Genomic DNA, 21,656 nt, shown 5'->3' with positions numbered 1-21,656 from the left:
TTAAACAAAAAAGCCCGTCATCACGACTTGACGGGCTTTTGTATTGTACCTGAGGGTACGCTTAGATACCGAGACCCTCGTAATACGCTTCTACGGATTCCCAATCGACACACTCAAATATTATGGACTCCCGAATTGATACGTTAACCCCAGCTTCAACCGCCGCTCTTTGGGATCGTGCGTGAAGCCATCGTAGGCTTGCTCGATATTCACCAGAGGTGGCCTGGTGCCGAGCAGATTTATTCCGGAGAACGCGATATTCACACCCCTGGACACATTCCAGAGGAAACTCACATCCCATGTGACAAACGAATCAATAGTACCGAATAGATTTCTAATATTATCATTATCGGAACTCATTGATCCCCGGTCCTCATAAGACGAAATATAGTTCAGATAACTCACGAGGCTATAGGTCTTCCAGTGATAGCCCGCCGATGCCCGCCCCTTCAACTTGGGAAGCGAAGTCGCAATGGGATTGCCAAAATTCAAATAACCCGCCGCGTCCGCCGCGTCCTGGAGTACCAAATTGCCATGCATTAGTGCCTTTGTCTCATACGACAGCGTGTAAGTGCCATCCAGACTGGCCGCGAATTGCCCTGTACCCGCTGGTATCCGCGTGCCCAGATGTACATCGATTCCCGAAGTCTTGACCCCCGGCCAGTTGACAATATCAACCCGCACCCGCTCGAGTTCTGAGGCCGCGCAGGTACCAGTGCCTACCCCATCTGGACAGACAATGAATTGCTTCAGGGCATTCTTATTGGCTTCTTCGGCATATAAGTCGGTAATTCTCCCGATGACATCGCTGAAATCGTAGCTCCAATAGTCAAAAGTCGCTTCAGAGCCTGCCTCTGTGACCAGCGCGAGACCCGCATTATAGGTAAATGCCTGTTCCGGTTTGAGGTCCTTGCTCCCGATTCGATCCACTGTTTGGTACGCACCTGTCTGGTTGATCCACTCAAGCGTCGATAACGGGCTTTCATTTACATCGTCCAGCGATGGCGTGCGAAATGTCGTCTGCACCGAGCCGCGCAAAAACGCTGAATGGGTTGGAGACTCTGAGAGTTGCACGCGCCAGCCGAACTTGGGATCAAAACTGCTCGCCACATCGTGGAACTCGTAATTCGCGGCGAGTTGCACATCAACGCGCTCTCCCAGACTCAGGGGAATTTCGCCAAAAAAGCGGTGTACCGTCTGGTCTTCGGAGTACGGTCGATTCACATTCGTGAACGCATAGGGACCGAACTTATCTTCCTCTGAGCACCCCTTATCGCCCGGAACCGGACATGGGTTGATGGTCACATCACCCGGGTCGTTCGGATCGCCAGTAGCACTGAGCTTTCGGAACTGATATCCAGCGGCATAACTCGCGTTGAGCCAGACGTTCTCTGTCCATGTTCCCGTCAGCGTCGCATCGGCAACCAGCATATCCGAGGTGCTCTGTAGATTGACCTCCTGATTGGCGAGCCACTCCCGCAATTCGGGGCTATTCGCAAGATCGGGGCGGTAACCAGGATTCGGCGAGTTCTCAAAATTCGAGCCATGTTGATCCGTGAACTCGATGGCATTGCCGAAGGGGTTGTAGTACTCGCAGTTGCCCTGACCTGCCACCTGGTCGTAGATCCGTCCGAGTCGCATCCCTGCCAGAGACGTTGGATCTGCCTCCACACCAACACCGCAATTTGGTCCTCCAAAACCGCGGAAACCGAGGAATAAACGCTCAATATACACCCCCGGCAAATTGTAATTTCCCGCAGTGCGCGAATAAGCAAGCCCCACATCAAAATGGGCATCTCGACCGCCGAACGCCTTAAAATCGCCATTTGCGGAAGCCGCCATGCGCAAAGTATTCGATTGACGACTCAACGTGCGCCCTGGCCCCGAGTTCCCGAATGGCCGCCCATTGAAATACCAGTTCTCGCCGCCATGGCAGGCGTCGTAATACAGATCGCCGGGATTTGCACCGTAATCCTCGCAAAATGCCTGCCGCCCCGGGTGATTGGGCGCTACTTCCATAATACTCGTGTCTGTCAGTGGGAACGGCGGATACGAAGGCGTCGTGTACCAATTGGGAATCTCTGCCTCGGCCCACAGGTACTCCACATGATAATCTGTACCATTGTCCAGAGTACCATTGATCTCGGCAAAAGCACGGATATGGCTCATTTTTTCGACCAGATTCTCATACTGCTGATAGCGGAAGCGGCATGTCCAGGATTCCCGGAAACCGCCAAATTCCTCACATCGAGGAGCGTGGATGGCAGCGGTCCACGGAGCGGGAGCACCAATGGCAAAGGTGCCGGGATTCCCCAAACTCGACCATCCGAGGCGTTGCCCGCCACCGTGCCACGGCTGCAACAGGTAGTCTCTCTCTGTAGAAGGTAGCTCCTGGCGCCCCATCCATTCCACAGAAATAACCGCATGGGTTCCTTCAGCGAGTTTTTTACCCCATATCGCGCCTATATTTGTATCACCAGCGCCTTCGAAATACTCGTGCGCTCCCGAGACTTCAAAACCCTCAAAATCGGATCGGGTCAAAAAATTGGCAACGCCGGCCACTGCATCCGATCCATAGATAGCCGAGGCCCCTTCCTTGAGCACCTCAATCCGGTCAAGGGCGATAGAGGGAATAACATTGACATCGACAAAGCGTCCACCGATCAAGCGCGCGGGAACATAAGTCTGTCGGCGGCTATTGATCAACACCAGCGTCCTTGAAGCCCCCAGCCCGCGCAAGTTCACATTGGCAATGCTCTCCGTCAGAGTGCCAGCCTGGCTCGCATTGTACCAACTGCTCCGCTCGCCGATCACGCCGTGGCTCGCACCCAGATTCTTGAAGAAATCAACCGCCTGTGGAGAACCTTGTTCTGCCATCTTCTCTCGCCCAACCACCGCGACCGCATACGTCATACTGATGGGCGCTTCCTTAAACGCCGTACCCGTCACCACCACTTCGTCCAAATAAAGCGCGGAGGGATTCATCTGCAACGCAACCGTCACGGTTTCTCCTGCAATCACGGTAATCACTGCTGTCGCGGTCGCATAGCCGATCAGATCAGCTCTCAGTTCGTGTGCCCCAGAAGGCACATTTGGAATGGTAAAGCGACCTTGTTCATCCGACACTACTCCCAGTTTCAGAGTCGGAATATGGACCTGTACCGCTTCCAATTTCTCTCCGCTTGACGCATCGACCACAGTACCTGTGACTGTTCCAACAGATTGCGCCTGGACCACGCCAGAAAGCAATCCCACACATACCAGAATCGGAATAAATCTGCTCAAGAACACCATTGGTCCTCCCTTTTTTATTGTTTCAACAGTTGGATTTCCCCTATTTGTTGTTTCAACCGTACCTTTAATTCTAAGGTTTACATTCATAAAAAATACGTTGTAATTTTCTCAATGTCAAATTTCCGTCTGGAAATTTTGAGAGACTCAACACTCTCATCCACGCGATTCCCGCACTTCGCTGCGAAGCCCCATCCACACGCAGACGGCCATTCCCAATAGCACAATGGCGAACGGAAAACCAGTAGTGAGCGAGGCAGCCTGCAACGCACTCAAACCTCCGCCCAGCAGAAGCGCTATGGCGACTAACCCCTCAATAGTACACCAGAAAACGCGTTGTGCGACTGGCGCATCAACCTTGCCCCCGGCTGCAATGGTGTCGAGAATCAACGATCCAGAATCTGACGAAGTAACGAAAAACACGACGGTCAGAAGCATCGCCACAGATGAAAGCAGTGTCGCCATAGGCAATTTGTCAAACATTTTGAACAATGCGATTTCGAGCTTCCACGCCTCGACATTCTCAGTTACACCGGTATAGCCCTCAACGAGGTGTTGATAAAACGCCGTACCGCTAAAAGTGCCGAACCACAGCAGGCATAAAAGCGTTGGCAGCAGAAGCACAGAGACGACAAATTCGCGCACTGTGCGCCCCTTTGAAATGCGAGCGATGAACGTACCGACAAACGGCGCCCAGGCAAACCACCACGCCCAGTAGAAAGTCGTCCAGTCTCGCACAAAGGCGACATCCTCCCGCCCAATCCAATTGCTGAGCGGTACAACCTGCGCGAAATAACTGCCGAGACCAGCGAAGATACTGCGAAAAATGTAGAGCGTCGGACCCAGCGAGATAACAGTCAATAACAACAAAAACGCGATAATGATATTGAACTGGCTCAAACGCTTAATACCAACATTAATACCCGTCAGCACCGATATGAGCGCGATGGAAGTAATCGCCACAATCAGCACCACCATAGTGGTGTTGTTCGCGGGAATATCAAACAGATAATTTAATCCGGAAGTAACCTGCTGAACCCCCAGACCGAGAGAGGTTGCAAGCCCAAACAATCCCGCGAATATGGCGAAAGTATCAATAATATGTCCGGGCCAGCCCCAGACGCGGTCGCCAAATAAGGGATAGAACGCCGAGCGAATGGTGAGGGGCAACCCCCGGTTGTACGAGAAGTAACCCAGAGCGAGTCCAACGACGCCATAGATTGCCCAGCCGTGTAGCCCCCAATGAAAAACCGTCGCCGCTATCCCTACGGATACGGCATCCTCAGTTCCTGGCGTAATGCCGAGTGGTGGTGCTTTAAAGTAGTACACCGGTTCCGCCACCCCAAAAAACAGCAAACCTATGCCCACGCCAGCAGCAAAAAGCATGGCAAGATAGGTTAAATAGGTGTATTCGGGTTTTGCATCTGCGCCGCCCAGGCGCACCTTTCCAAGAGGCGATAGCGCCACATAAAAACAAAAGAGCACGACGAGATTGGCCGCAATAATAAAAAACCAATCGAGATTCGCAGTGAGCCACTCGCGGATATTTTTAAACCCTTCAGTCGCGGCTTCCTGAAAGACAAGAGCGCCAGTCACAAATGCGACAATGGTAATACCGGAAATCACAAACACTGGCGTCAGATAAATATCTAAACCGAATAGCTTGCGATACTCTCGATCATGTATTCCTTCTAAATGCGTTTTCAAAATATTCCTTCCGTCAACGCCCGAGTTGATATGTAGCCGCCAATTTGAACCGTCGGCCTTTGGGATTATGCGTCAAGCCGTCGAACCCCAGTTCAAAATCGACGAGAGGCGGCACTTGCCCGGCCAGATTCAACGCGGAGAACGTGATATTCATACCGCGCTTGGGCAAGTACCACACAAAATTGACATCATAGGTGAGAAATGAATCAATGCGACCATCCAGCGTCCACACGTCCCTATCCTCATACGCGGATATGTAGTTGACGTAATTGACCAGACTGTAGTTGCCCCAGTGGTAGCCAGCAGAGCCTCGCCATTTCCACTGTGGAATCGGTGATGCCAGCGGATGGGTTCTATTGTAATATCCCGCGCCATCCAGCGCAGCGCGGTATTCCACGCCATCTATGCGAAGTTCCTTCATGTAATACTCGCGCGTGTACGTGCCATCCAGACCGCCAGAAAGCTGACCCGTCCCGGCATTGAAACGCATTCCTATATGCCAGTCGAATCCCGAAGTCTGGACACCGGGCCAATTGATCAAATCAATCCGCACGCGCTCAATATCTCCAGGGACACAAGAACCGTCCGTGACATTGCCAGGGCATGAAATGCGATCCTTTACGGCGTTTAATTTTCTTTCGTCGCCATTATAACCTTCGCCGTAGAGCCGCACTACATCGTTTTGCGGCAGGGTAGCGATCACGTTTTTGAAGTCATAACGCCAGTAATCAAAGGTCATTTCTATATCTGGATTTGCAAGCAGAACAACCCCTACATTATAGGTAAATGCCTCTTCGGGTTTGAGATCAGTACTCCCATAAGCGTCTATAGCTTTGTAAACCCCTACGGGATCGAGATATTCGAGAGTCGTGCGAACATCTGTGTTCAGATCATCTACCGAAGGCGTGCGAAAAGTCGTCTGCACCGATCCGCGCAAATCCAATGAGTGTGCATCAGAATCCGAGAAACGCCAGCTTGCCGCCACCTTGGGATTAAAACTGCTTGCTTCCTTGTGGAACTCGTAGTTAGCAACAAATTGCGCGTCAAGATTCTCGCCCATACTAAGGGGAAGTTCGCCAAAAATCCGATGCACGATCTGATTGTCTTCGTAGGGATAATGTCCGTTGGTAAGCGTAAAAAGACCAGAGCCGAAACCAATCTGACGCCCGGTCGCGTCGATACACGATCTATCGCCGGGAACCAGACAGGGATTGGTAGTCAGATTGCCCGGATCATTTGGCTGCGCAGACACATCGAGGCGGCGGAACTGATATCCGGCGGCATAACTCGCGTTGAGCCAGACATTTTCCGTCCATGTTCCCGTCAGCGTCGCGTCTGCGACCAGTAGCGCAGCGTCGTTTTCCAAATCGACTTCCTCGTTAATCCAATCAATCAACGACGCGCTATTCTCAAGACCGGGGACATAATCGGGGTTTTGCTTATCCGCAAATACAAACGCAAAGGGGTCCAATCCGTCAGGAGCTTGCGTGGAAAATTGAATCGCGTTGCTGAGCGGGTTGTAGTACATGCAATCCCCCTGCCCAGCCACTTTGCCATTGAGAGGACCCAAGCGCATCCCTTCGGGAGCAGTTGGATCTGCGATAACCTCAACGCCACAATCTGGTCCCCCAAAGCCGCGAAAGGCGAGGAACTTGCGGTAGGCGTATTCCGCTGGCTGGTTCATATTCCCACTGCTACGGGAATAACTGATGCCAAAATCAAACCGGGCGTCTCGATCAGCAATCTGAAAATCGCGCGTAATAGACCCCGAGATGCGCTCAGTCTGCGATTGACGGCTCAGTGAGCGTCCAGGTCCCTCGTTGCCAACGAGCCGACCGAAAAAGTACCAGTCGCCTTCGAGACAGTTTTCTTGAAGTTTAGAACCTATCAGCGAACGGCAATACGCCTGCCGACCCGGATGATTGCTCTCAACGAGTTGATTCCCGTTGAACAGCGTGATCGGCGGAAAAGAAGGTGTCGTCGTGTAATGAGGCATATAGGTGTCGGCCCACATGGCCTCTATATGATACTTCGCGTCATCGCCCAAAGGTCCATTGATCTCGGCAAAAGTTCGAAGATGGCGCTGTTTCTCGATCAGAATATCCCAGGGCTGGTATCGGAAACGACACGTCCAGCTTTCGGCATGGCCTCCGAGGGCCTCACAATTGGGGTCAATAAAGCGGGGCGCATTGACAAGTGCCTGAACAAATTCATCCTTGTTCTCCGCGCCCGATAGCGACGGCCTGAGAAATGCACCGGGATTGCCAGTACCCGACCATCCCCAAAATGGGAACCCACGCAATGTCCAGCTCCGCTCGCGTGCGTTCAATTCCTGTCGTCCCATCCATTCCGCAGAAATAACCGCATGGGCTTTACCGAGGCTCCTTCCCCATATTGCACCGAAATTCGTATCGCCCGCACCGGAAAAATAGTCGTGAGCCGCCGAAACTTCAAAACCCGTGAAGTCGTTGCGCGTCAAGAAATTGGCGACTCCGGCTACCGCATCCGATCCGTAGATGGCCGAGGCTCCCTCTTTGAGCACCTCAATCCGGTCAATGGCTATCGAAGGCATCGCATTTACATCCACAAAGCGACCGCCGAATAAACGCGCGGGGATGTACACCTGCCTGCGGCTGTTGATCAGCACCAGCGTCCTCGAAGCCCCGAGTCCGCGCAGGTTCACATTCGCAACGGTCTCTGGAACCGAAACAGATTGGTCGTTGTACCAGCTATTCGCCTCGCCGATCACGCCGTGACTCGCACCCAGATTCTTGAAGAAATCAACCGCCTGTGGAGACCCCTGTTCTGCCATCTTTTCTCGCCCAACGACAGTGACCGCATAGGGCAAGTTGATGGGTGACTCCTTAAATGCCGTGCCCGTTACCACCACTTCGTCCAGATAAAGTGCGGACAACGCCATCTGCAAAGCAACCGTCGTTGTCTGTCCAGCCCTCACAGTAATCGCTACTGTCGCGCTCGCATAGCCGATCAAATCGGCCTTCAGTTCATACGTGCCACCCGGCACATTGTCGATAATAAAGCGACCTTGCTCATCCGACACTGCGCCCAGTGTCAGCGCCGGAATATAGACCTGTACCGCTTCCAACTTCTCTCCACTTTCAGCATCGGTCACTGTGCCGGTAATAGTTCCAACAGATTGCGCCTCACTCACGCCAAAAAGCAATGCCGCGCATACCAGAATAGGAATAGATCTCTGCCAAAAAACCATAGGACCTCCCCATTACGTGGAATTTTATCCGTATCGCACCCCCGTGGGAACAACATCTGTCTCTTTACCCTCTTGCATCGCAAGAGCTGTATTCAGCGTGCTCCACAGGTCGTGCTCAGCGTGATACCCGAGCAAATTTTGCGTTTTTGTCCGATCAAATTCAAAAAAATTCGGCGCAGGCATGGTCGCTTCTGTGTAGCCTACGCCGAGATAATCGGCAACTTTTGGAACATCGTCTTCCCACACGATGAGCATTCCGCCAAGTGTAAATGCCTCGCCCACGGCTTCATCGCGCTCCAAACTCAGAGAAAGGCCGAGGGCAATATCCCGCACATCTGCCCACTCCTGCTTAAAACTCCTGCCATCGGGGCACCTGCTAACCAGAACCCGCGCACCATCTGCCCAGGCTTCTTCCATCAATGCGAGTTGCGCCCTCTGTTCATCTGTGGGGTTTTTCACACGTCGCAATCTTTCGAGCGGAGGTCTGAGGGTACAAAATTTGGGGACACCATCTTCGGTCAAAAATTCACTCGGCTCAAAAATAGTTGCAAACCGACACACAACGCTCGGAACGCCGTATTGAACATGGTAATTCATCACCAATTCTTCGCCGATCCACTTGGTCAAAAAATACGGCATTGCATGAGTCGCACTGACCATATCTTCGGAAACTGGCTTCTCAAACAAACGTCCAGCTTCTTCAACCTTCCAGTATATCGCTTCTGTACATGCATAGACAAAACGCTGTAAATTGGGGATTTTCTCGCGCACCGCTTCGAGTAAATGCAGTGTGCCCAGCCCATTGATCTGCAAATATTCAATATGGCTATGCGGACTTGCAAAAGCCGCAGCCAGGTGATATACGGCATCCACACCCTCAACCGCACGAGATACAGCCTCGTAATCGCGCAAGTCGCCTTCTACGACCTCGACTGCATCAATGCCATCCCATTTGCCCGCCCGGCTGGCGTCCCCGGGATAGACAAAGCCGCGTATATCGTGGCCTTTATCGAGCAAACGTCTGACCAGATTGCCCCCTACCCTACCGTGTGATCCCGTCACGAGAACTTTCATAAATCCCTCCCCACTTTCTCTTCTCTAATTAACAAAAGCGCGATAAATAGCGACCAGTGCTGTCTCGAGATCGGCTTCTTCGACCCCCACAATAATATTGATCTCTGAAGCCCCCTGATCAATTACCCGCACATTCACACCTGCATTTGCCAGCGCAGTAAACAGACGCGCGGCAATGCCAACCCTGTGCGACATCCCCTCGCCAACCGTCGCAATCAGCGCAAGTCCGTGGATCAGTTCGACGCGATCAGGCTCGATAATGCGCTGAATGTCTTCGACGAGAAGTTCGCCCTTGCCATCCAATTGCTCATCCTGTATGATCACCGACATTGTATCGATGCCCGACGGCGTGTGATCATAACTGATCCCGTGTCGTGCGACTACCTCCAGGACCTGCTGCCCAAATCCCGTCATCTGATTCATCAGATCTTTTTCAATAAACAGCATACTAAAATTGGGACGCCCTGCAACCCCGGCGATCAGGCGCTCTGTAAGCTCTCGGCTCGGCAAAATCAGCGTGCCGGCATCCTCTGGTCGATTGGTATTGCGAATATGAATGGGAATTTCAGCTGTGCGCACCGGAAACATCGCCTCGTCGTGCAAGACGTCGGCCCCCATATAGGCCAACTCGCGCATCTCGCGATATGTAATTTCCTCTACGGGCAATGGATTGGGCACCAGGCGGGGATCGGCCATGAGCAATCCGGATACATCCGTCCAGTTTTCGTACACTTCTGCCCCAACTGCGCGGGCGACAATCGCACCGGTAATATCCGATCCACCGCGCGAAAATGTCACTATCTCGCCCTCTGCATCCGCACCGTAAAATCCCGGAATAACATAGAGGCGTTCATCTGAAAGATGCACCCTCAGTCGCCGATATGAATCGCTGTCAAGGCGTCCGTCAGCCCGAAATAGAATCGCCTCGGCTGGATCGACAAACGCTGCACCCAAAACATCGGCTAAGATGCGTCCGCACAAATACTCGCCGCGCGACGCCACGTAATCTCGCCCCGCACCATCCGCTATCCGGCTCTCGACCTCAGCGAGGAGTCTCTCCATATCAATCGACACACTAAGAGCCTTTGAGAGATCCAAAAATCGCGTACTAATTTTGTTAAACGGCTCTGAAAAATCGACATTTTGTCGCGCGAGTTCGTGGCACAAATAGAGCAAATCAGTAATTTTTGTATCATCTTCAGACCGCTTACCCGGCGCGGATGGCACGACCAAACAGCGGCGTTCATCGCTTCGCACAATAGACACTACCTTCTCGACCTGCGCGGCATCGGCGATCGATGAACCACCAAATTTACAAACAATTTTTTTCATAATCTTAAGACGCTACCCTTCCGCGCTGTAGTCGCAATGCTTTGAGCAATTGCTTGGCTTCGCCCATATTTCCATCGATATTCACCGCTTCATTGAGTGCTTTTATCGCCTCATCGAGATGCGTCATGTCTTCTGTATCCTGATAGATATACGCATAACACAGGCCAATAACATGATAGGCGCGCGCGCGATTATTAGCCGACAAAAATTCATAGTTCAAAGCCTCTTTTGCCAGTGCGACACCCTTCAGAAATTCTTCTGATTTTCCCTGCCAAAACGTGCAATAGGCGGCATAGACTTTAGCCCGTGAAATCACATCCTCGCCCGAAGCATAATCCAATCCTTTATTGATGATATCCAGTGCGCGGTTGTACTCGCGAAAGGATTTAGCAATTAACATCTCTGTAATATTCAGCGCGTCCTTGCACAACTGATCCTGCCAGAAACGATTTGATGGGATTGGGCGAAAGGTGTAGCGCGACCACATGCGATCCTGCTTTTCCCATATTCTTATGGCCTGTTCTTTTATTTGAACCGCCCCTGTATTGGCGGCAAAACGCGTGGTAAAGTGTATCTGATTGCTGTAATTTGTACCGAGCATCTTCAACGTAGCAAAATAATCGGGCGCGATCTCGACCACACCCTCGTAAAATGCCTCTATACTATCTTCTTGAATAGCTTCTCGATCAGCCAGACGCGTCTGCAACCGCTCGAGCATCGCCCGACGCGCGCGCGCTGTTTTTTCCGCCTCAGTGCGTGGGAATTGCGCTGAGATTTCTCCATACCGCGCAATCGCCTGTGGCAAATCGGTCAATTCTTCTTCCAGATCTCGCACAGAAGCCAGCATGCGCTGGGCATCGCTTTCCAAAGCATTCTGTCCTCCACACCCCATGAGTCCAAACAACAATAAGACAACACACTTTAACTTCATTTATGCCTCCGTAGTTACTCGATATCTGCGCGAATAGACATATCGTCTCGAACTTTGTTTTTCATGCGCTCAACAAGGCGGCGATTAAATTCTTGTGCCGTGTGATAGCCCTGTATTTTGAGTTGATAATTCAAGGCTATCGTCTCTGCAATCACCGTAATATTTTTCCCCGGATAGATCGGCACTGTAACCTGCGGCACCTCGAGGTCGAGAATCGAGACCCAATCCTCATCGAGTCCAATGCGATCGTACGCTGCGGTCTCATCCCATTTAATGAGCTTGACAACAACCTCGACGCGCTTTTGCATGCGAACGGCACGCACGCCAAACATATTGCGAACATTCAAAATGCCCAGACCGCGTATTTCTATATGATCTCGCAGTGTTTCCCCACTACTGCCCATAATCATTCCCTGTACCTTGCGCGACACGAGCACGACGTCATCCGCGACCAATCGATGCCCGCGTTCAACGAGGTCAACGGCAATCTCACTTTTTCCAATCCCGCTCGCACCAACAAATAACAGTCCAATGCCATACACATCGACCAGCGAACCGTGAATGGCTGTGCGCGGTGCAAACACATCGTCGAGATAATAAGAAAAAAGGTGGGCGAACTTAGTAGTCGCAAACGGTGTGGCCAACAAGGGGATATGCCTCGCATTGGACAATTCGACCATCACGGGTAATACTTCATTCCCATCTGTGATAACCATACAGGGAATGTCAAATTGAAAAATGGTTTCAAGGGTTTGACGGCAAATATCGGGATCAAGACTCGACAGATAGAGCATCTCCGTATTGCCCATAACCTGAACGCGGTCAAAAGTAAAAAGACCGAGGAACCCCGCAAGCGCGAGACCGGGACGATGGACATCGCTGGTAGATAGCGTGTTGCCAATTCCCCCTTTTCCTGCAACGGACGAGAGCGCGAGTTGGTCACCGTAATCTTCTAACATCTTGCCAATAGAAATCTGTGGCACGGCTTATACCTCACTTAGACTGGAAATAACGCGAGGTTTTCTACGCCGGTCGCGCAGTTTTTTCAATTGTCGGATCATCTTCTTTGCCGAACCATCGATAACGGGAAAGAGCTTACTACCAGCATTGGAAGCTTTGAGGGTTTGTCCATGCACATTGACAATAATATCAACGCGAAATGCAGGCTCCTCTTTTGTAATGGTGACCTGACAACCCAGCACGGGTGTGTAAAATCGCTCAAACCGAGAGATAGCAGCTTTTATATGGGTACGCGTGCTGTCCGAGACATGGTAATGATGTCCAGAAATGACCATTTGCATGGGCGTCCTCCTCAACAGTGAGATGGTGACGACTTAGAGGAAAAATATTTGATCATCTTAACCAGCGTGCCCTTCCGAGAAGGCATAAAATCCACTTCATCCATAAACGCACGCATCATCAAAAGCCCACGCCCGGAATCATTCATTAGATTTTCTGGCGCAAGCGGGTCAGGGGCGGTATTGGGATCAAAACCTCCCCCCTCGTCTTGTACCCAAACTGTGATGGAAGTGGGGTGGATATCGATCTTGAGATGTACTTTCTTTGAAGCATCTTCACCATTGCCATGATCAATCGCATTATTGAGTGCTTCCATGACTGCAACCATCAGATCGACTTGCTCATCTTCTGAAGCACCAGCTATCCGAACAGCCGACTCAACAATCTGGGCAAATGCGTCGAGATGCTCGTACAAACTTGGGGCACTGTGCATCAGCACCTGAGGTAATGAATCGGGCATGAGGTCTCCAGAACTTGTGCTGTCAGTACCCGGCCATCGGCCCCTGTGCACAGCACAACATTACGTAGAACTCTGGGAAGGGGCTCTCTCACACCCCTTCTGTTACAATCAATCTTGACTATACACTATATTTTATCGGCTGTCAAGCGCGGGTCGTCAACTTCGCCCTTGACCCAAACTTTGGAAAAAAGTATAATCCACCGCGGTAAAGACGACACCCGTTATCCCTAAAGTGCAGGCATTTTATGGCCTTTATTTTGAGCTTAATTGCCGGTTTTGGTGCTTTTTTTCTCGGCCAAAAAATTTTCCGGTGGATGCCGCCATATCCGCTGATAGACAGTCTTCGAATAGGCAGAGCACATTATCTGCTCCTCGGGGTTCTCGTAGGGATGTTTTTTTCTGAAACCGATGAGGTGTTTCACCTGTTTGAAGTGCTGCGGTACAATTGCATCAGCGCTATTTTGCTGTGGATTGGTCTGCAAACAGGCCTGTCAACAGACCTCCAAAATCTGCGAGACCACGGTACCTCAGTGATTTACTCTCAAACAACCGTTGTACTCGCAACCGGCGGATTCACTGTCCTTGCGGCTTTCGCCAGTGGTTTGATACTTTATCGCTACCTCGGGTTGCTCCAAAATTTACCCCTCGCGATAGTCCTGCTCACCTGTTTCGCACTTACAGTGCGCTTTCCCACACCTTTTTTTCAGTGGCCCAATCGCCCGATCCCAACTCCTGTTCCAGGTCAAAACTTGCCACTTGGAAATATCGCGGCCATGGCCGTATTGTGCATCGCTTTTCCCCCACTTTCAGAAAACCCCATTTTTTATTTGGGCAACTTGCCATTTATAGGCGTAACTGGTATTGCACTGCTCATGCTCGGCGCAGGCGTGGTCGGAGGCATCGCGCTCGATTTTTCATTCCGCAGCCATCGCACAGGTGCTCGCGCACTAAGCCTCGTCCTGGGCATTGTAATCGCCCTTTCTGGATTGTGCCAAGCACCGGACTTGCCATCTCTTGCTGTGGGATTTCTATCGGGTATCTGGCTGATTAATACAACCGTGGCAAAACGCGAGATCGTCGAATTTACAACACGCGCAAATGACGTGATCGAGCCGATCTTTTTCGCACTGATCGGCTCAATAATAGGGGAATTTGGTGGTGATATATTTTTTTTCTGGTCGCCTCTTTTTCCACTTGCTCTCACCGTGATACTCGTGCGCGGAATGGGTCGCACAATCGGTTTCACAGTATCCCAAACCCTCTGGCAAATACCGCAGACCTGGCGCGAATTGCTCGCCATGAGCTGGCGTCCTCAAGGCACGCTGAGTATCGCTGTTAGTATACAAGCCATTTACCTCCTCGACTTTCAGCATTACACGCTTATTACGGGACTCGTAATTGCTGTTTTTCTGAGTCAAATGATACTCATTCCACCCGCAAACTCACCACAATCTCACACCTGAGACGATTTCCATGCGCCTTCTTTGCATTACACTTGGTATCGGTATCCTGATCTGGCTACTCCAATCCCCCCCCGAAATGGTCTGGGTCGGCTTTCTGCTGACGGCCTCTATCGTGGGTGCGCGACTGGCCCATCGCGCCAAATTGCCCGATGTCCTGGGCATGATTGCCGCGGGTCTCGCCATCGGCTTCGCACCTATTACAACCGCTGATAGTCATCAGAGCATAAAACCCTTTGCAGATATCGCAATGGCCTGGGTCGGCCTTTATTTGGGCACATCGCTCTCCCATCCTATCCTCGCAAATCATCGCTTGCTCAGGGGTAGTATTTACCTGTATGCAGCCCCCGTTCTTGCAACCTTTTCAGTACTCATATTTTTCGACCTCCACTTAGTCACCACCTTGCAACTTGCCATCCTATCAGGTATCTCAGCCCCCATGTTTTTAGACCGCACAGAACACAATCTGAGAGATACATGGCCTTTTTCTTTATGCGTTACGGCAATCGGCCTCGTCTTGCTCTTTTTAACAGGGCTTATTTTTGGCGTCGAATTCATCCTGAATGACGGGTTCGATTCCTTCCTTCATCTTGCCGCCGATATCGCACTGGCCGTTTTGATCGGAATTATTGGCATTGAACTCGTATATCGCTGGCTGCAGCATATCCACACCCTCACAGGCCAATTTACGAGTTGGTTTGCCCTATCATTTCTGCTCGCACTTGCTTCGTGGCACGTTTGGATTCAGCCCCTTATCCTGGCCTGGACAGTGGGCCTTGTATTGTCCTTGCGCACCAAACGCGGACTGAGACCCAATATGCGTCCACCAAATGCGGAAGCACTGATTGCTTTTGCCCTCGCACACTATGCTACTGGCCTTGTTTTAGACTGGCAAATATCTACTGTACCGCCTTATTTTTATGCCCTGATCACAGCCCTGGTTTTGGGCAAAATTGCGGGAGGCCTGCTATGCAGGCATTTCACCTCACAACCCGTTCAAGCCTGGCTGCCGCTCTTGCCGCAGGGCCTCCTTGCAATCGTCAGCTTTGAATCTATTGCACCCGAAACCGCCCCTCTGTACTTTGTTTGCACGGGAATTGCTCTTCCCCTTCTGCACCTTCTATCCGATCAAATCGTTCAGAAAATCAAAAACGGCCGCATCCGCGCGCTCGCGCGCCGAACACAGACCGTTTGAACTGTCTCACGGCAAACTATCTTACAAAACCGACTACGGAAAAAGAGTGTTGAATAAATCGCTCTGATGCGCCGTGTTTTGAGCGATCGCCTCGCCTTCCCACCTCGAGCACATAGCGAAACCGACCACTATTATTCACAAATGGCACCGCCATGCCGAAGCTGACGCCTAATTCGCCAATCTGGCTATTAGAGGTCGTCGGAAAATAAAGCGACCGATAATGAAAACCCGCGCCAAGCTCAAAGCGCCGGCTCCGCACCAGCACATCGGGGTCTCCCGTGCGCCACAACATCCCTGCACTTACATCCCACGTATCAAAACGTCCATCTCCTGTCGCGCGCCACAGTCCTCGAGATACATCGATCGATGCCAGCCAGCGATAACCCGCCAGATACGTTATCCCCGCTCCAAATTCCCGGGGAAATTCCACATCGCTTTCCGTCTCGACTTCAACGGCTTCACGCTGTCCCACAAAGCGATTTCTTTGAACCTGACGCTGCTTGATACTGCCTCCGATATCGACATTTGCCCCCAAACTCCACCGCGAAGTGGGCGTATAGATAATCCCGAATGAAGGCAACCATCCGCGGTGGGTGCGCGTGATTTCATCGTGAGAAAAGAAGACCGTCTCATTGTCAAAATCCTTGATCCAAGACTCATTAAATGTCCCCATAGCCACCCAATTTATACGCCCTCCCACAAAAAGTCTGTGCCCGATTCGATGCCCCACCCCCAGAGAAATAGCCTGGATACCCCCAGTCGCTTCCACTTCCAGTTGATACTTCAAATCACCTGTGCCTCGATCTTCTATCGCCCCGAAATCCATATCTGTAAGCGGTTCAAGTCCGACACCTATGACAGGACCACGTCTCATAGGCAGTGCGATCTGAAAAGCCCCGATATCCCCGTCATTTACAATGCTTTCGCCATTCAAAAATCGGTGCTGAGCCATAAATTGCATACTCACAGATGCTCTGCGGAAAGCGCCCAACAAAGCGGGATTTTGGGATGAAAAATTTAGTCCATCTGCAAGTGACCGCCCGGCACCGCCCATACTTCGAGATCGCGCATCAACGCGCCTGACTGGATCTCCAACACCATAAAAAGAAAAAATTGTATTGGCACAAGCTGGCAGCACCAGTGACAAAATAAAACCCAAAGCGAGAATTATTCGCATCATAATTACAATTCCGGAGGAAGAGAGTAAATGAGGTTCAAACGCACATCTTTTAACACAATCCATCGGATGAGCGGGGGCGAATTTAAGGGCACGGGCAAGCCTCTTAAAGAAACAAAAGAGACAGGTGAAAGAGCCAATCCATGATTTACTCGCACACCAGATATCCATGCCTGAATCAAAGTCTGGTTAATCGTATAAGTGGCTGTCGCTGGTTCAAGGAGTAATCTCTCATTGAACCGCGTAAACGCAGTATCGCCCTCTGCAATCTTCAGGCCATATATTTCAAAGGGAAAAGATGAAAAATAGGAACGATCCAGATCGATATCCAATTGCAATTTGGCCGAATTGATCGTCGCGCCTTGCGGAATATCGGGCAGATCAAAATCCAGAACACTGCCGTAAAACAAGCCCTCTGAAAGAATCGCCAGATCTTCTGAAGGACCACCACTGACCCGCGCACTCCAATAGGTATCTGCATCGGCTTGAACAGCTGCACGCTCTGTCACATCACCCACCCGATATACGGCCTCCAATTCGGGAATCGGTGCATCTGCGCGAATATCGGTAGCTTCGCGTGCAAAAATATCCAACAAAAAAGATGCCTCCCCATCGGGTTGTAACAGGATTTCCAAAGACGACGTCCCCGCTTCTACCGCATCCTTCAAGAGCGACACAGGCAAATCGATCCGAACGCGATCTTCAAACACCTGCGCCATAGCATCGGGGATTGGTGTCGCAAGCACTTCGGTCTCGACCAGCGAGATTGAATCGACATAAGTCTGAAGTTCTTCCCATGGCGAATCGGGCCGCAATGCGACCAGCGATGCATTTTCGACCAACCGCGCCGACCGAATGCCCAGATTGACGCGCAGGGAATCTATCGTCAAACCCGATGGCACACCGCCAGACAGCTCATCTGGCACGTTGAAACGCAACAGACTGCGCAACAAAAACCCATTCATCTGTCCAATCAGCAATTCCTCTTGTTCTCCCATCACAGTGGGAAAAATCAGAGATTGAAAGGACCGCGCCGATTTTAACGGAACAGCGGGCAACGCTACTATATCGCCGGGATCGCGTCCAACAAAGCCCTCGCCCAATGGGTTGCGCTTTTCGGTATTGCAACCAGCGAGACCTGCAAGTAAAAAAATCAGTAAAAATCGTTTTCTCATCATAATCATCACTCAAAAGATAAAAATAGTTACCTACAATAACCCTTTACACGCTTCAAAGCGTCAAACGTTTCGTTGTGCTCGACCGCGGGAAATCGCGCGCGCTATACCCGGTAAAAAAAATGCTTCGCACACGCGGTCCCAGCTCATTTGTGCGGCCAACTTATACCCCGAATGCAATCGCGCCTCGCGTTCTCTATCCGATGATGGCAACGCATCTGCGATATCCCACGCGACTTTCTTCGACACTCTATCCTCCTGAATACGGCGTTCATACTCTCCTATCGCACGAGCAGACGCGACACTATCCAATGCGACATCTGCCGTATAATCGGCTACCACGACGAGAGGATCGGCCTGTTCTTTTGTTACGCGAGCCAAAAAACCACAGCATCCGCACACACTACTCGGCACGCAAAGCCCCCCAAAAGTCAGCGGTTCGAGCACGGCAATACCAAAAGGTTCGTAAATTGATTGTCCAAATTCGACATCCGTGCCCTGACGCAAATCCGCAAACGCCATATCTTGCGGCATGCGCTGCCCACAACTCGCCCTGTCCCATCCAAACTGGTTGACCAAAATTGTTTGAATCGCAACAGACTCGCGGTTAAACGCTTCCATATCCCGCCAGATATCCAGCTCATTTGAAACCAGATCGGGTGGTCCTGTATGGTGTACAACCGGCCATCCATATTCGGACTCCATAGTCTCGATATCTCTCGCATTGCGCTGTTCTGCAGCTGTTGTAAGCACAAAAAACACGCCCGTTTGTCCAGTGTCTCCCAACAATCTATCGAGATGCGACAACACGAGCAAATCGCGCCACAGCCCTTTGCTAATCACCGGACGCGTGACATGTGTCATCACCACATCCGGCTCATATCCGAGTAAATTTTGCGCATACTCCTGTAAACGCGAGCGAGACTGTAATTTCTCTGCATAGGAAATCCGCATTGCGGGAATACCATTGTACACCAGGTCTATCGCTTGCGCTTCAAGCCCCATAAACCGAAGCTCATCAAGCGTTGGGTCGCCTACGGCAAAAATACCATCGCAGTGCGACGCCAATTGAACCAGCGCGTGCCGATAATAATCGGACTGATCTCCAAATACATCCTCAACCACTTCGCCCTGTGCAAGTGATCGCGCCATCGCGTTGTAAAACATCACATCGTGCCCCGGGTTGTCCTCTGTGATCCCGCGCATCACTGAAACCTCATGGGCGTAAAAAACCGCCCAAAAGCGCGGATCATTATCCACAATAGTTTTGAGCGCAACGGGCATGCCCATATATTCATGGGCCAGCACAATATGCGGTCCCGGTGCCTCACCAATCAGCGCGACAACAGCGTCGTAAACGGCTTCCGCACTATCGATATAAAGCGCGTAATCCGCAATCGTATCGTATCGGTCAGACGTAAGGCCAAAATACCGGTAGAGATTGTACTTAAAATTGCGAGAATGCCGCGGATTGATATCTTCGGCATCAACGAGCAACACATCGGCTTCATATCCACGAGTGAATCGGCGTATCCCGTAAACAATATTGACATTGTACCGCTCTGCTACGCGATTGAGCGCGTCAGCACAATCCGCATTTTGCACGCCGGAAATGGTCGAAAAAAGCACCTCGCCACTTTCCGCAAGAAGATCCTCATCCTCTGGGCGCGAAAGCGGACCGACGAGAAAAGAACGCCGCACGGCTTTCTGATACACAGAAGAGGTCATCAAGCCTTCGAGTACAGTCCCAATACCGCCAGCCTTGCGCACCGCTTCGTGTGTCGCGTGAATCACCGTATAGCTCATAACTCAATGCACCGTATCGATCAAAATATTCACTTCCACGGCCCCGGGCGCAACGGGATTTTGCGGATAAATCCCCTCCATATCCCCTATCTTTGAGCCACCCACGCGTCCGTCTGCATCAATTTTAGCAGAAACGTATAACGCATCAATCTCAGACCAGTCGATCTCAATCATCGCATCCCCTCGCGTCAGTGTGTACGAAAGGGGAAAATCGGAAACGTCGAGTCGCTTCACGGCCAGTGGTGGCCCGCCAACAGGGGCAGGTCGCGCAATAACAAATAGCACGGCATTGCTCCCAATGCGCTCGCCCAGCCCATCGGCCAGTCGAATCGTCCCCGAAACCACGGCGCCTGATGTCTGTGAGACCTCTTTATCTCCTGCTGGAGCCTGATCAGATGGAGGCTTTGGCGGTGGATGCGCTCCCTCTTCATAGTGCTGACTACAAGACATCAACCACATAAGAATGCATAAGAGAATAGATTTACGCATCGATATCTTCCTCAAACATCGTCAAAATCCTGGGTTCTCCACGCGTAATCGCCACCACATGTTCAAAATGCGCCGAAGGCAACCCATCGGCAGCCGACGCTGTCCATCCGTCATCGGCCACCACAACTTCGTGCGTTCCCAAATTGACCATCGGCTCAATGGCGAGCACCATCCCCTTTCGCAAACGAGGATTGCGCTCTGGGGGCACATAATTGGGCACGGCGGGTTCTTCGTGCAATCTGCGCCCAATGCCATGCCCCACAAATTGCCGCACGACTGAAAAACCAAATTGCTCAACCCAGTTTTGTACCGCCCCACAAATATCACTCAGGCGTTTCCCGGCAACCGCTTGCTCAATTCCCTTAAACAGGGATTCTCGCGTCACCTTGAGTAACTCTTTCTCTCTCTCCGAAATATTACCTACAACGCGTGTAATCGCCTGATCGCCGTAGTAACCACGCAATTTCACACCGATATCAATGCTGACAATATCGCCATCCACCAGCTTCCGCGATCCGGGAATCCCGTGTACGACCTGTTCGTTAATTGAAATACAACTCGCTGCGGGATACCCCTTATAGCCCTTAAATGCGGGTTCTGCTCCGTGCGACCGAATCACATCTTCAGCCACGCTATCCAGCTCTCTTGTCGTCGTCCCCACTTTAATAAGCGGCTTGAGTGTGCGATGCACCAGCCCCACAATGCGGTTTGCTTCAACCATCAAATCCAGTTCTCGATCTGTTCGCAATACAATCACAGCTCCACTCCCTTAACGCGATTCACCAAAATGAGAAACAAAAATGAGAAAATCCAGAAAATCAACAGGCCCATCCCCGTTGAAATCCAATTTTGGATCATATCTATTATCCGTGTGTAAGAGCTTAAAACCATCTGCAAAGCGCAGGAAATCAGAAAATGCAACGCGCCCATCGCCATCGACATCGCACACGAGATCCGTCGCCATACTTCCGCCAGTTGAAAACGTGTAATTCACGCGCCGCCTTTCACCCGAAAGCGATGTTTCCATCACA

17 protein-coding genes are annotated in these 21,656 nt (G+C 51.3%); 2 read left to right on the top strand and 15 right to left on the bottom strand.

Annotation, left to right across the window (positions count from 1 at the left end; genetic code table 11):
* Positions 1–120: 120 nt before the first annotated feature.
* From OXG87_21365 to OXG87_21325, 9 genes are all read right to left on the bottom strand, one after another.
* The gene (locus OXG87_21365; protein MCY3872105.1) at positions 121–3,285 is read right to left on the bottom strand and encodes a TonB-dependent receptor; all 3,165 of its coding nucleotides are present in this window, start codon (positions 3,283–3,285) and stop codon (positions 121–123) included.
* A 162-nt stretch (positions 3,286–3,447) separates the two neighbouring features.
* A complete protein-coding gene (locus tag OXG87_21360; GenBank protein MCY3872104.1) occupies positions 3,448–4,998 on the bottom strand; it encodes a BCCT family transporter in 1,551 nt (516 codons plus the stop codon).
* 13 nt (positions 4,999–5,011) lie between these two features.
* Positions 5,012–8,227, bottom strand: a complete 3,216-nt coding sequence (locus OXG87_21355) for a TonB-dependent receptor (GenBank protein ID MCY3872103.1) — start codon at positions 8,225–8,227, stop codon at positions 5,012–5,014.
* A gap of 24 nt (positions 8,228–8,251) precedes the next feature.
* Positions 8,252–9,301: an NAD(P)-dependent oxidoreductase gene (locus OXG87_21350; protein MCY3872102.1), complete on the bottom strand. Its 1,050-nt coding sequence runs from the start codon at positions 9,299–9,301 to the stop codon at positions 8,252–8,254.
* A 24-nt stretch (positions 9,302–9,325) separates the two neighbouring features.
* Positions 9,326–10,633 (bottom strand): aspartate kinase, encoded by a 1,308-nt coding sequence (locus OXG87_21345; protein MCY3872101.1) that lies wholly within the window; start codon positions 10,631–10,633, stop codon positions 9,326–9,328.
* Between the two features lie 4 nt (positions 10,634–10,637).
* Entirely contained in the window at positions 10,638–11,564 is a 927-nt protein-coding gene (locus tag OXG87_21340) for a hypothetical protein (GenBank protein ID MCY3872100.1), read from the bottom strand.
* Positions 11,565–11,578: 14 nt separating this feature from the next.
* Positions 11,579–12,547: an HPr(Ser) kinase/phosphatase gene (gene hprK, locus OXG87_21335; protein MCY3872099.1), complete on the bottom strand. Its 969-nt coding sequence runs from the start codon at positions 12,545–12,547 to the stop codon at positions 11,579–11,581.
* Positions 12,548–12,550: 3 nt separating this feature from the next.
* Positions 12,551–12,865 (bottom strand): ribosome-associated translation inhibitor RaiA, encoded by a 315-nt coding sequence (gene raiA / locus OXG87_21330; GenBank protein ID MCY3872098.1) that lies wholly within the window; start codon positions 12,863–12,865, stop codon positions 12,551–12,553.
* 11 nt (positions 12,866–12,876) lie between these two features.
* A complete protein-coding gene (locus OXG87_21325) occupies positions 12,877–13,323 on the bottom strand; it encodes an ATP-binding protein (protein ID MCY3872097.1) in 447 nt (148 codons plus the stop codon).
* 245 nt (positions 13,324–13,568) lie between these two features.
* Between OXG87_21325 and OXG87_21320 the strand changes: the two genes are divergently transcribed.
* Entirely contained in the window at positions 13,569–14,786 is a 1,218-nt protein-coding gene (locus tag OXG87_21320) for a hypothetical protein (GenBank protein MCY3872096.1), read from the top strand.
* A gap of 10 nt (positions 14,787–14,796) precedes the next feature.
* Positions 14,797–15,978: a hypothetical protein gene (locus OXG87_21315; protein ID MCY3872095.1), complete on the top strand. Its 1,182-nt coding sequence runs from the start codon at positions 14,797–14,799 to the stop codon at positions 15,976–15,978.
* Between the two features lie 16 nt (positions 15,979–15,994).
* Here the strand turns inward: OXG87_21315 and OXG87_21310 are convergent, their stop codons facing one another.
* The 6 genes from OXG87_21310 to OXG87_21285 form a co-directional block, all read right to left on the bottom strand.
* A complete protein-coding gene (locus OXG87_21310; protein ID MCY3872094.1) occupies positions 15,995–17,158 on the bottom strand; it encodes a hypothetical protein in 1,164 nt (387 codons plus the stop codon).
* Between the two features lie 2 nt (positions 17,159–17,160).
* Positions 17,161–18,333: a hypothetical protein gene (locus OXG87_21305; protein ID MCY3872093.1), complete on the bottom strand. Its 1,173-nt coding sequence runs from the start codon at positions 18,331–18,333 to the stop codon at positions 17,161–17,163.
* Positions 18,334–18,393: 60 nt separating this feature from the next.
* Positions 18,394–20,136: a hypothetical protein gene (locus OXG87_21300; GenBank protein MCY3872092.1), complete on the bottom strand. Its 1,743-nt coding sequence runs from the start codon at positions 20,134–20,136 to the stop codon at positions 18,394–18,396.
* A gap of 3 nt (positions 20,137–20,139) precedes the next feature.
* Entirely contained in the window at positions 20,140–20,625 is a 486-nt protein-coding gene (locus OXG87_21295) for a hypothetical protein (protein MCY3872091.1), read from the bottom strand.
* Positions 20,618–21,382, bottom strand: coding sequence for a type I methionyl aminopeptidase (gene map / locus OXG87_21290; GenBank protein MCY3872090.1), 765 nt, complete (start codon positions 21,380–21,382; stop codon positions 20,618–20,620). The genes OXG87_21295 and map overlap by 8 nt, the downstream gene beginning before the upstream one ends.
* Before the next feature lie 12 nt (positions 21,383–21,394).
* On the bottom strand, positions 21,395–21,656 hold a 262-nt coding region (locus tag OXG87_21285; protein MCY3872089.1), incomplete at its 5' end, for a dockerin type I domain-containing protein.

The sequence above is a fragment of the Gemmatimonadota bacterium genome (assembly GCA_026706845.1).
In the GTDB taxonomy this organism is placed as follows: Bacteria; Latescibacterota; UBA2968; order UBA2968; family UBA2968; genus VXRD01.
The sequence above is the reverse complement of the archived record's forward strand: the minus strand, read 5'-3'. Positions and strand labels throughout refer to the sequence as shown.

Bases quoted from the DNA above. Each gene is read 5' to 3' on its own strand.
- OXG87_21355 (MCY3872103.1), bottom strand. From the start codon at position 8,227: ATGGTTTTTTGGCAGAGATCTATTCCTATTCTGGTATGCGCGGCATTG.
- OXG87_21350 (MCY3872102.1), bottom strand. From the start codon at position 9,301: ATGAAAGTTCTCGTGACGGGATCACACGGTAGGGTAGGGGGCAATCTG.
- OXG87_21345 (MCY3872101.1), bottom strand. From the start codon at position 10,633: ATGAAAAAAATTGTTTGTAAATTTGGTGGTTCATCGATCGCCGATGCC.
- OXG87_21340 (MCY3872100.1), bottom strand. From the start codon at position 11,564: ATGAAGTTAAAGTGTGTTGTCTTATTGTTGTTTGGACTCATGGGGTGT.
- raiA (MCY3872098.1), bottom strand. From the start codon at position 12,865: ATGCAAATGGTCATTTCTGGACATCATTACCATGTCTCGGACAGCACG.
- OXG87_21325 (MCY3872097.1), bottom strand. From the start codon at position 13,323: ATGCCCGATTCATTACCTCAGGTGCTGATGCACAGTGCCCCAAGTTTG.
- OXG87_21320 (MCY3872096.1), top strand. From the start codon at position 13,569: ATGGCCTTTATTTTGAGCTTAATTGCCGGTTTTGGTGCTTTTTTTCTC.
- OXG87_21315 (MCY3872095.1), top strand. From the start codon at position 14,797: ATGCGCCTTCTTTGCATTACACTTGGTATCGGTATCCTGATCTGGCTA.
- OXG87_21310 (MCY3872094.1), bottom strand. From the start codon at position 17,158: ATGATGCGAATAATTCTCGCTTTGGGTTTTATTTTGTCACTGGTGCTG.
- OXG87_21305 (MCY3872093.1), bottom strand. From the start codon at position 18,333: ATGATGAGAAAACGATTTTTACTGATTTTTTTACTTGCAGGTCTCGCT.
- OXG87_21300 (MCY3872092.1), bottom strand. From the start codon at position 20,136: ATGAGCTATACGGTGATTCACGCGACACACGAAGCGGTGCGCAAGGCT.
- OXG87_21295 (MCY3872091.1), bottom strand. From the start codon at position 20,625: ATGCGTAAATCTATTCTCTTATGCATTCTTATGTGGTTGATGTCTTGT.